9 protein-coding genes and 1 riboswitch are annotated in these 10,774 nt (G+C 70.5%); of the genes, 2 read left to right on the forward strand and 7 right to left on the reverse strand.

All coding sequences use genetic code 11. The features are described 5' to 3' along the window. Positions 1–57: 57 nt before the first annotated feature. The 4 genes from K8640_RS14755 to K8640_RS14770 all read right to left on the reverse strand — a co-directional run bounded on the left by K8640_RS14755 (position 58) and on the right by K8640_RS14770 (position 4,106). Positions 58–1,482, reverse strand: coding sequence for a sigma-54 dependent transcriptional regulator (locus K8640_RS14755; protein WP_223747615.1), 1,425 nt, complete (start codon positions 1,480–1,482; stop codon positions 58–60). 16 nt (positions 1,483–1,498) lie between these two features. After that, a complete protein-coding gene (locus K8640_RS14760) occupies positions 1,499–1,999 on the reverse strand; it encodes an OsmC family protein (RefSeq protein WP_223747616.1) in 501 nt (166 codons plus the stop codon). Positions 2,000–2,118: 119 nt separating this feature from the next. Continuing rightward, on the reverse strand, positions 2,119–3,525 hold the full coding sequence (locus tag K8640_RS14765; RefSeq protein WP_223747617.1) for an SLC13 family permease: 1,407 nt from the start codon (positions 3,523–3,525) through the stop codon (positions 2,119–2,121). Positions 3,526–3,674: 149 nt separating this feature from the next. Beyond that, positions 3,675–4,106 carry a CBS domain-containing protein gene (locus K8640_RS14770; RefSeq protein ID WP_074954787.1) on the reverse strand — a complete coding sequence of 144 codons (432 nt, stop codon included), beginning with the start codon at positions 4,104–4,106 and terminating at the stop codon, positions 3,675–3,677. A 222-nt stretch (positions 4,107–4,328) separates the two neighbouring features. Beyond that, positions 4,329–4,439: riboswitch (TPP riboswitch) on the forward strand. Positions 4,440–4,486: 47 nt separating this feature from the next. Between K8640_RS14770 and thiC the strand changes: the two genes are divergently transcribed. Both thiC and K8640_RS14780 read left to right on the forward strand, forming a co-directional pair. Further along, complete coding sequence (thiC, locus tag K8640_RS14775; protein ID WP_223747618.1) at positions 4,487–6,361, forward strand: phosphomethylpyrimidine synthase ThiC; 1,875 nt, start codon at positions 4,487–4,489, stop codon at positions 6,359–6,361. 139 nt (positions 6,362–6,500) lie between these two features. Further along, entirely contained in the window at positions 6,501–6,890 is a 390-nt protein-coding gene (locus tag K8640_RS14780) for a DUF4870 domain-containing protein (RefSeq protein ID WP_223747619.1), read from the forward strand. A gap of 96 nt (positions 6,891–6,986) precedes the next feature. Here K8640_RS14780 and moaA read toward each other — a convergent pair whose 3' ends face one another. The 3 genes from moaA to thiO all read right to left on the reverse strand — a co-directional run bounded on the left by moaA (position 6,987) and on the right by thiO (position 10,590). After that, positions 6,987–7,994, reverse strand: coding sequence for a GTP 3',8-cyclase MoaA (gene moaA, locus K8640_RS14785; protein WP_223747738.1), 1,008 nt, complete (start codon positions 7,992–7,994; stop codon positions 6,987–6,989). 67 nt (positions 7,995–8,061) lie between these two features. Continuing rightward, positions 8,062–9,303 (reverse strand): HD-GYP domain-containing protein, encoded by a 1,242-nt coding sequence (locus K8640_RS14790; protein ID WP_223747620.1) that lies wholly within the window; start codon positions 9,301–9,303, stop codon positions 8,062–8,064. A gap of 168 nt (positions 9,304–9,471) precedes the next feature. Continuing rightward, the gene (gene thiO, locus K8640_RS14795) at positions 9,472–10,590 is read right to left on the reverse strand and encodes a glycine oxidase ThiO (RefSeq protein WP_223747621.1); all 1,119 of its coding nucleotides are present in this window, start codon (positions 10,588–10,590) and stop codon (positions 9,472–9,474) included. Positions 10,591–10,774 lie beyond the last annotated feature (184 nt).

The raw sequence follows: 10,774 nt of genomic DNA on the forward strand, positions 1-10,774 counted from the left end.
ATGCCCAGGGACGGGACACCGCGTCAGCGCGGGAGGACGGGTGTCCCGGGGCGCGGCTCAGGACTCCGCGGCCAGGTCCGGGCCGTTGGGCTCGTCGCCGTCGAGCCGGGCGGGGGCGCCGTCCGACTGGGCGCCGTACTCCTTGAGGCGGTACTGGATCTTGCGCACGCTGATGCCCAGCACCTCCGCCGCGCGCGAGGTGGAGCCCTGCACCATCTCCAGCGTGCGCAGGATGGCCTCCCGCTCGATGGCGGCCAGCGTGGCGCCGGGGATGAGCGAACCCTGGCTGGTGCCCGAGGGCCGGGGGCCGCGCAGGACCGGGGGCAGGTCGTCGGTGGTCAGCTCCTGGCCCTGGGTGAGCACCACCGCGCGCTCGATGGCGTTCTCCAGCTCGCGGATGTTGCCCGGCCAGTCGTGCGCGAGCAGGGCCTGGAGCGTGCCCGGGGCCAGCCCCCGGACCTGCTTGCCGTAGGAGTCGCCGTACTTCTCCAGGAAGTGGTTCACCAGGGCGGGGATGTCGCTCTTGCGCTCGCGCAGGGCCGGGAGCGTCACGCTGACGACATTGAGCCGGTAGTAGAGGTCCTCGCGGAAGCGGCCCGCCTTCACCTCCGCGGCCAGGTCGCGGTGCGTGGCGGCCACGATTCGCACGTCCACCTTGAGCGTCTGGGTGCCGCCCACGCGCTCCAGCTCGCGCTGCTGGAGCACGCGCAGCAGCTTCACCTGCACGGTGGGGGAGATCTCCCCGATTTCATCCAGGAACAGCGTGCCGCCGTCGGCCAGCTCGAAGCGGCCCTCCTTGCGCGCGATGGCGCCGGTGAAGGCGCCCTTCTCGTGGCCGAACAGCTCGCTCTCCAGCAGGTTCTCGGACAGCGCGGCGCAGTGCACGCGGATGAAGGGCTTGTCGCGGCGGGGCGACTCCTGGTGCAGCGCCTGGGCGATGAGCTCCTTGCCCGTGCCGGACTCGCCCAGGATGAGCACCGTGGCGCGCGTGCTGGCCGCGCGGCGGATGACGTCGTAGATGCCCTGCAACTGCGGCGACTCGCCGATGATGTCGTGGAAGCGCCGCACGCGGGTGCGGACCTGGTCCCTGAGCGCCTCCGCCTCCTGGCGCAGGCTGCGCTTCTCCAGGGCCTTGGACAGGGTGACGAGCACCTGGTCCGCGTCCAGCGGCTTGAGCAGGAAGTTGTCGGCGCCGGACTTCATCGCCTCCACCGCCATCTCCACGCTGGCGAAGGCCGTCATCATGACGAACGTGGCGTCGCTGCCCTGCTCGCGCGCGGCGCGCAGCAGGCTCAGGCCGTCCATCTTCGGCATGCGCACGTCGGTGAGCACCACGGCGGGGGAGAAGTCCGCCACGCGCGCGAGCGCCTCGGCGCCGTCGGCGGCCTCGGCCACGTCGTAGCCCTCCTCGTTAAGGATGGTGGCGATGGCTTTGCGGGCGTTGTCCTCATCGTCGACGACCAGGATGCGCTGAACGGACATGGGCGGGGGCTCGGGGTCAGGGGAGTGCGAGACTTGTGGGTTCGCGAACGACGGGGCGGGCGGCGCGGGCGTGCCACGTCTCCACCACGGGCTCGATGCGCGGGGATATCTGGATGACGGAGCTGGGGAAGCAGTGCGCGGGCAGCTCCGCGAAGATGCGGCGTACCACCTCCGCCTCCGCATCGGTGGCCACGGCCACGTGGGGGCGGACGATGATGTCAGTGAGGTGCGGCGCCTGGCCGGGGCTCGCCACCAGCCGGGCCACCGCGCAGCTCTGGTAGAAGAGGATGGACACCTCCGCTTCGCGCGCGCGCTCCAGGAAGGCCAGCAGCGTGCGGCCCTCGACAGCGCCCACCAGCAGCGTCTCCGGGGCCCAGCGGCCGGCCTCCGTCGCGCCTGGCTCCACCAGGGGCAGGCCGATGGGAACGGGGGGCGCACGGTCGCTCGTCAGGACGGCACCGTGGTCGCCTTGCCAGTAGAGACGCGTTTCGTACTCTGTGACGGTAACGGACGTCATGGGCGCTCCTCCCGCAGAGCCTTGTGCCGGCATTGCCCCTTCAACCCGTGTGCCGGGACAGTGCTTCATGGTGGACCCAGGCTTCGTCCTGGAGTCCTGGAGGTGCGGGCGAGGGTAGCTCATGGCAGCCCGAAGATTCGCAGGACCCAGGGGCCTGTCGCGCTGACCAGCAGACAGCCGGCCACCATGAGGGGAAGTCCCAACCGCAACAGCTCCGAGGTCTCCAGTCCTTCTCCCGCGGCCATGGCGTTGGGAGGGGTGCTGATGGCGAAGGGGATGCCGAAGGCGCACCCCATGGCGACGAGGATGGGCGTGGACGCGGAGGGCTCCACGCTGAGCGCCAGCGGCATGAGGAGCGCGGCGGTGCCGGTGTTGCTCATGAGCGCGGACAGCGCCGCGGCGACGACGACGAGCGCGCCGAGCCGGGCCGACGGGGGCCAGGTCGAAAGGCTCGCGCCGTCGAGCGCATGGGCCACCAGCCCCGAGTGCTCCAGCAGCTTCCCCAGCCCCAGCCCTCCGGCGATGAGCAGGAGGGTGGACCAGTCGAGCTTCTTGAGGTCCTCGCGTTCGAGCAGGCCCGTGCCGAAGAGCAGCGCGGTGGCTCCCAGGGCGACCACGGGAGCGGGCACGCCGTGCACGGGCTCCGACAGCCAGGCCACCACGCACGCGGCGCTGACCCAGAGGACCTTCCGGCCTCGGCCATCCAGCGGACGTGTCACCTGTGCGGGCAAGGACAGGGTGCCGCCCAGGCGGAAGCGCAGCAGCACCAGTCCGAAGCCCAGCACGAGCATCAGCGCCGTGAGGGGCAGGGCGAACGCCATCCAGCCCGCGAAGGTGACGTGCGCGTAGGCGCTCGCGGCGGACACCGCGAGGGCGTTGGGGCCGCTGCCCACGGGCGTGGCCATGCCGCCCAGGTTCGCGCCCAGCGCCACGCCCGCGAGCAGGGCGGGCCGCAGGGACGTGCCGGGAGGCGAGGTGTGGAGGACGGGACGGAGCGCGGCGAGCATCATCGCCGCCGCGGCGACGTTGGACATCCACATGGAGAGGAAGGCCACGCCGCCCATGACGAACAGGAGGAGTAGCCGGGGGCGTCCGCGCGACAGGCGCACCACGTGGCCCGCCACGGCGGAGTCGAGGCCGTGACGCATCGCCGCGACCTCGAGCGTGAAGCCGCCCAGGAAGAGGATGAGCACGGGGTCCGCGCACCAGGTGAGCACGGACGAGAGCGCGTAGTCCTTCCCCAGCGGACCGAGCACCACCGGCGTCGCCCCGAGGAGCAGGAGGGTGGGGACGAACGGCGGGACCAGCTCGGTGAGCCACAGCACGAGGCAGACGCCGGCCACCAGCACCGTGCGCGACGCGACCTCGCCCTGCACCCCGAACGCGGACAGCCACGCCACCGCACCCAGCCCCACCAGTGCCAGCGCGGGCCGCACCCAGCGCCGCCCGGGAGGCAGGGGCGCCGTGTCGGGCGCCGGAGAGGTGTGGGCCTCGGCTTCACGTATCGAGGCGAGGGGAGCGTTCATGGTGGGAGTCGGTTGCGCGGTGGAGCGAGGGCCCGCGTCGGGGGCGCGTTCGTGGCCGAGGCCCATCGACGCGAGGGCGCATCGTCGGACCCGGAAGGCGCCCCGCGAGGGAGCAGCCGACGTGGCACTGCGGCCCCACGTCGAAGAACTCAGGCGTTGAACTCGCGCGCCAGCTCGCGGCGGTCCTTGTCCTCGATGAGGTGTTGCGCGTAGCGCACCAGGTCCGCCTCGGTGATGAGGCCCAGCAGCGTGCCGTCGCTGCTCACCACCGGCAGGCAGCCGAACTTGTTGCGCAGCATCATCACCACCGCGTCGCGCAGGGAGGCCTCGGGCGCGACCGTCGTCACCTCGCGCGTCATGATGTCCGCGGCCCACAGCGGCTGCGCGGCCGGATCATTCGCGCTCGTGGCCGCCGCCCGCAGCAGGTCGCGGTGGGTGATGAGCCCCACGAGCTTCCCCTGGCGCACCACGGGCAGATGCCGGATGCGGTGCAGCCGCAGCAGCTCTTCCGCCTTGCCCAGGTTCTGTGTTTCCTTGAGCGTGACCACCTCGCGTGTCATCAGCTCTCCGACGATCTGCATGTGTGGCGCTCTCCGGGTGAGTGTGGATGCCTCCAGGAGGCATTGCAGGACGGGGGCCAGCCCCGGTTCCCTCGGGCAACGGTGATTGCGGCCTGTGGCGCGCGCAAGGTTTGCGCGTCGAGGGGTCGTCCCGCATTCCTTGCGCCTGACTGTTCGCCGGTCGGCGCCTGGCTCCGCCCCCAGTCCGGGTTGAACCCCGTCCCCATGTGCGCTAGATGCTCACCCAGTCGCTAGGGGTGCCCCTTGGAAGGGGCTGAGACGGCCGCGCGGCGCGGCCAACCCTTGGAACCTGAACCGGGTCATACCGGCGGAGGGAAGCGGCCCGAAGCTTCCTTCCGGAGGCTTCGTCTGCCTTCCCGCCCGTCCTCGAGGAGAGAGAGATGAGCGGAGCATCCAAGAGCCTGAAGGTCGATGGGAAGCTGTTGGAGGGCATCAGTCGAGGCCCCCTCCCTGCCTCCCGCAAGGTGTACGTGAGCGGGGCGCTGCACCCGGACGTGCGCGTCCCCCTGCGCGAGATCTCGCAGACCCCCACGCGGCATGGCCACGGGCCGGACGCGCGGCAGACGCCCAACCCCCCGGTGCACGTCTATGACTCCAGCGGCCCGTACACGGACCCGGAGGCGGACATCGACCTGCGCCGGGGCCTGGCGGCGACGCGCGAGGCGTGGATCCACGCGCGAGGCGACACGCGCGAGCTGGAGGGAATCACCTCCCAATACGGCCTCCAGCGCGAAGCGGACCCTCGGCTCGCGGGGCTGCGCTTCGGCCACCGCCGCAAGCCGCGCGTGGCGCGCGCGGGCAGCAACGTCACCCAGCTGCACTACGCCCGGCGCGGCGTCATCACCCCGGAGATGGAGTACGTGGCGCTGCGGGAGAACCTGCGCGTGGAGGCGTCGCTCGCCGCGCAGCACCCCGGACACTCGTGGGGCGCGGCCATCCCGCGCGTCATCACCCCGGAGTTCGTCCGCGACGAGGTGGCCCGGGGCCGCGCCATCATCCCCGCGAACATCAACCACCCGGAGCTGGAGCCGATGATCATCGGCCGCAACTTCCTGGTGAAGATCAACGCGAACATCGGCAACTCCGCCGTCACCTCCTCCATCGAGGAGGAGGTGGAGAAGATGGTCTGGTCCATCCGCTGGGGCGCGGACACCGTGATGGACCTGTCCACCGGGCGCAACATCCACGAGACGCGCGAGTGGATCCTCCGCAACGCGCCGGTGCCCATCGGCACGGTTCCCATCTACCAGGCGCTGGAGAAGGTGGGCGGCAAGGCGGAGGACCTCACCTGGGACATCTACCGCGACACGCTCATCGAGCAGGCCGAGCAGGGCGTGGACTACTTCACCATCCACGCCGGCGTGCTGCTGCGCTACGTGCCCCTCACCGCCAGGCGCCTGACGGGCATCGTCAGCCGAGGCGGCTCCATCCTCGCCAAGTGGTGCCTCGCGCACCACCAGGAGAACTTCCTCTACACGCACTTCGAGGAGATCTGCGAGATCATGAAGGCGTACGACGTCAGCTTCAGCCTGGGGGACGGGCTGCGGCCGGGCTCCATCGCCGACGCGAACGACGCGGCGCAGTTCGGCGAGCTGGAGACCCTGGGCGAGCTGACGAAGATCGCCTGGAAGCACGACGTGCAGACGATGATCGAAGGCCCGGGCCACGTGCCCATGCACCTCATCCAGGAGAACATGACGAAGCAGCTCGCCGTGTGCGGCGAGGCGCCGTTCTACACGCTGGGGCCGCTGACGACGGACATCGCGCCCGGGTACGACCACTTCACCAGCGGCATCGGCGCGGCGATGATTGGTTGGTTCGGCACCGCGATGCTCTGCTACGTGACGCCCAAGGAGCACCTGGGGCTGCCGGACCGTGACGACGTGAAGGAGGGCGTCATCACGTACAAGATCGCCGCCCACGCCGCCGACCTGGCCAAGGGGCACCCGGGCGCCCAGGCGCGCGACAACGCCATGTCCAAGGCCCGCTTCGAGTTCCGCTGGGAGGACCAGTTCAACCTCGCGCTGGACCCCGAGCGCGCCCGCGCCTTCCACGACGAGACGCTGCCCGCGGAGGGCGCCAAGGTCGCCCACTTCTGCTCCATGTGCGGACCCCAGTTCTGCTCCATGAAAATCACCCAGGACGTTCGCGACTACGCCGCGAAGACCGGAGTTTCCGAGGAGGCGGCGCTGGGGGCGGGGATGGAGGCGAAGGGGGAGGAATTCAAGAAGGCGGGAAGCGAGTTGTATCGCTGAGCAAGAACCCCGGAATCGAGGGCGTCAAACGACGCGGTGCCTCACCTGTCCGAGACGTGACAATCAGAGTGTGTGCATGCCATGGTAGGTGGGCATGGGCGCGGCGTCCGCGCCCTCGATGATCGGGAGGGGAGACTTCATGGAGACTCCGCCGCGGGAACAAGTGGGTTCGTACATCACCGGCACGCCGATGCCGACCCAGGACGAGAAGACGATGGCGCTGATTGCCCATATGGGCACCATCCTGGGCAACTTCGTGGGACTGGGCTTCGCCGTTCCGCTGGTGCTGATGCTGACGAAGGGCAAGGAGTCGTCCTTCATCCGCGAGCACGCGGTGGAGTCGCTGAACTTCCAGATCACCATCTTCATCGCGGCGGTGGTGGCCTCCATCACCCTGTGCGTGGGCATCGGCTTCGTGCTGCTGCCCATCGTCGGCGTGGTGGCGCTGGTGTTCTCCATCATCGCCGGCCTCAAGGCGAACGAGGGTCAGCTGTACAGGTACCCGTTCGCCATCCGGTTGGTGAAGTAGTCCAGCGCGGGGCTCCCCATGGGAGCTCCGGTTGCACCGGGCGGGTCATGCGCGAGTCGCGCGGGCCCGCCCGTCGTGTTCCTGGGGGGCACGGCCTCAGCCGCCGATGCCCATCATCGACAGCAGGGTGGCGCCGTTGCCGGGCTCGGTGAAGCGGTGGCCCTCCGGCTTGTCGCCCAGCGCCGCGCGGATGGCGCGCGCCAGCTCCACGTCGGTGGCGCCTCCACGGATGAGCTGGTGCAGCGGCGCCTGCGCGCGTCCTCCCAGGCAGCTCCTCAAGTCCCCGTTGGAGGCCACGCGCACGCGGTTGCAGCCGCCGCAGAAGTTCTGCGTGAGCGGTGAGATGAACCCCACGCGGCCCCCCGGTGCGCGCCAGTACCGCGCGGGACCGGAGGTGATGGAGTCCGCGGCCGCGCCCGTCTCCTCGGGCTCCGGTGACAGCTCGAGCCCCTCGCCGCGCAGCCGCTCGATGAGCTCCGCGGTGGGCACGGGCTTGCCCTGGCCGAAGGGCATCAGCTCGATGAAGCGCGGCGTGATTCCCCGCGCGTGCGCGTACTCCACCAGCGCGCGCGCCTCGTCGTCGTTGACCCCGCGCATCACCACCACGTTGAGCTTGAGCGAGCCGTAGCCGACCTGGGCCGCGCGGTCGATGCCGCGCAGCACCGCGTCGAAGTCGCCCTGCTTGGAGATGCGTCGGAACGTCTCCGCGGACAGCGTGTCCAGGCTGAGGTTGAGCTGGTCCACGCCCGCCTCGCGCAGCGGCGCGGCCAGTGACTCCAGATGGCTGGCGTTGGTGGTGATGGCCAGGTGCTGGATGCCCGGGATGCCGGAGATGCGCCGGGCGACCTCCAGGATGTCCGGGCGGATGAGCGGCTCGCCGCCGGTGAGCCGCACGCGACGGATGCCCAGGGCCGCGAAGAGGGCGGCGATGCGCCCCAGCTCCTGCGCGTCGAGCAGGTCCTTCTTCCCGCCCCACGACGCGGGAGAGCAGTACGTGCAGCGGAAGTTGCAGCGGTCCGTGATGCTCAGCCGCAGGTACGTCATGCGGCGCCCCTGCGCATCCAGCAGGGGCGCAGCGAGTGGATCCGTCTGGAGGGCGGGCATCGTCACGGGCGGCCTGACCTCTTAACAGCCGGCTGGCGGCTGTTCATCTCATTCCCCGACGACGGGCTCAGCCTTCACTGCCTGTCGCCGAGCGGATGACGCTGACCTTCGGCTCGGTGGGCTCGCTCGTCCCCGAGCGCGGGGCGGCGGGGACGTTCTCCAGCTCGTCGTCCAGGTCCGTCAGGCGGGCGAGCTCCGCCTCGGCCTCGTTCGCCTCCTGCTCCGCCACGGGGAGCTGGAGCTTCTTCTTCTTCATCTCCTCCTTGATGTGGATGAGCCCTTCCTCGCCGATGTCGAGGAACGCGCGCACCACCTCCGGGTCGAACTGCGTGTTCGCGCAGCGGCGGATCTCCTGGATGGCGTTCGCGAACGTCGTGCCCTTGCGGTACGGCCGGTCGCTCGTCATCGCGTCCAGCGTGTCCGCCACGGCGAAGATGCGCGCGCCGATGTGGATCTCCTGCCGCGACAGGTTGCGCGGATAGCCCGCGCCATCCCAGCGCTCCTGGTGCGACAGCACGATGGCGGACGGCGTGGACAGGAACGGGATGGCCTGGATCATCTGGAAGCCGATCTCCGGATGCTTGCGCATCTCCAGCCACTCGTCCGGCGTCAGCTTGCCCGGCTTGAGCAGCACCGCGTCCGGCACGCCAATCTTGCCGATGTCGTGCAGGAGCGCGCCGCGGCCGATCTCCTCCAGCTCCTTGCCCTGGATGCCCATGCGCCCGGCGATGGCGGACGTGTAGCTGACCACGCGCTGCGAGTGGTCGCTCGTCTCGTGCTCGCGCGCGTCCAGCGCGGCGACCAGGGCCAGCAGCGTGTTCTGGTAGGTGTTGGCGATGTTGTGCAGCGCGCTGCGAAGCTCCGCGGTGCGATCTCGCACCTTGCGCTCCAGCTTCTTCTGGTAGCGCTTCCTCGCCATCTCGATGCGGCGCTTGGCGAGCGCCCGCTCGATGGCCCGGATGAGGTCCGTCAGCTTCGGTGGCTTGAGCAGGTAGTCCACCGCGCCACGGCGCAGACAGTCCACCGCGGACTCCGTGTCCCCGTAGCCGGTGAGCATGATGACGGACGTGTCCGGCAGCCGCTCCCGCAGGTTCTCCAGGAGCCAGAGGCCGTCCTTGCCCGGCATCTTCATGTCGCTGATGACGAGCGGGGTGTCCTCTTCGCCCGCCACGTCCAGCGCCATCTCGGCGCCGCTCGCGACGACGCAGTTGTAGCCCTCTTCACGCAAGAGGACCGAGATGACGTCTCGCACGGAGTCGTCATCGTCGACGATGAGGATTCGGGGTGGTGCAGGGGGGATGGCTTCCACGGCGGGAGATTCTAGAGGTTTCCGGGTTTCAATGGCGAATGAGTCAGGGAAATTACCACCTTCCTCCACTTGCAGGTTGACAGTCCAGTGCGGCGGTCCAGAAGGCGACCCTGGCAGGCAGAGCGGGCAAGCGGGCGGAGCCCATCGGGCAGGTGGGATGCAAGGCGTTCAGGCGCGGGCCCGGGGGCTTCCCCGGTCATAGCGGAAGGGGGCGAGGTCCAGGGTGGTGCGCTCCCCGAGGACGGCCTGGGCGACGAGCCTGGCGGTGATGGGGGCCAGGAGGATGCCGTTGCGGAAGTGGCCGGTGGCGAGGAAGAGGCCGGGCGTGGGCCCCTCGCCCAGGTAGGGCCGCTTGTCCTCCGTCCAGGGACGGAAGCCAGCCCACGTCTCCGTGATGGGCGCCGAGCCCAGCTCCGGGCACAGCTCCAGGGCCATGTCGAGGATGCGCGCCAGTCCCGCCGCGGTCACCTGCTTGTCGAAGCCCACCAGCTCCATGGTGCTGCCGGCGATGACGCGGCCGTCCGCGCGCGGCACGACGTAGCCCTTCTCCGAGGTGAGGACGCGCTGCAGCAACGGCAGGCGCGTCTGGAGCTGGATCATCTGCCCGCGCGCGGGCCGCACCGACTTCGCCTCCACGCCCGCGCCCTGGACCAGGGAGGACCAGGAGCCCGCGGCGAGGACGATGGCGTCCGCGCGCAGCACCTCGCCATCCAGGTCCACGCCCACCGCGCGGCCGTCCTCGTGGACGATGCCGCGCACGTAGCCGCTGCGGAACTCGGCGCCCACGCGCGCGGCGGCCATCGTCAGCGCGCGCACCAGCAGCCGGTTGTCCACCTGGTGGTCATCCGGGAAGTGCGCGGCGGCCACGGCCCTGGCGGACAGCTTCGGCTCGAGCGCCCGGGCCTGCTCTCCGTCGAGCAGCTCCGCGCGCAGGCCCATGCCGCGCTGCCACAGGACGGTGGCCTCCAGGTGATGCACGGCGGTGTCGGCGAAGGCGACCTTGAGGATGCCGCAGGGCCGGTAGGCGATGTCCACGCCGGACAGCTCGCGCAGCTCCTCGGCGAAGGCGGGGTAGAGGCCGCGGCTGCGCAGGCACAGGTCGAGGAAGGGGCCCGGACCGTCCGACTCCATCTGGGGGGCGAGCATGCCCGCGGCGGCGCTGCTGGCCTCCGCGCCGGGGATGGAGCGCTCCAGGACGGTGACGCGCGCGCCCGCCTGCCGCAGCCGCAGCGCGATGCCGCAGCCCATGATGCCCCCGCCCACGATGATGACGTCCGAGACTCGCATGGCCTTGCTTCCTGCTCGCCCCGTCGAGGGTTTGCAAGCGGCATGACGCAGGTCGAGTTGACGGCGGGGCACCTTTGCCATTACTGATGGAGCCGTGCGTCTCTCTTCCGTGCATCCCCATCATGCGCATCATCGGCTCGGCCCCGACGGGACCGTTCGCCATGCGCATGCCTGGGTGAGCCAC

The sequence above is a fragment of the Myxococcus sp. XM-1-1-1 genome, assembly GCF_020037095.1.
GTDB classification, from domain to species: Bacteria; Myxococcota; Myxococcia; order Myxococcales; family Myxococcaceae; genus Myxococcus; species Myxococcus fulvus.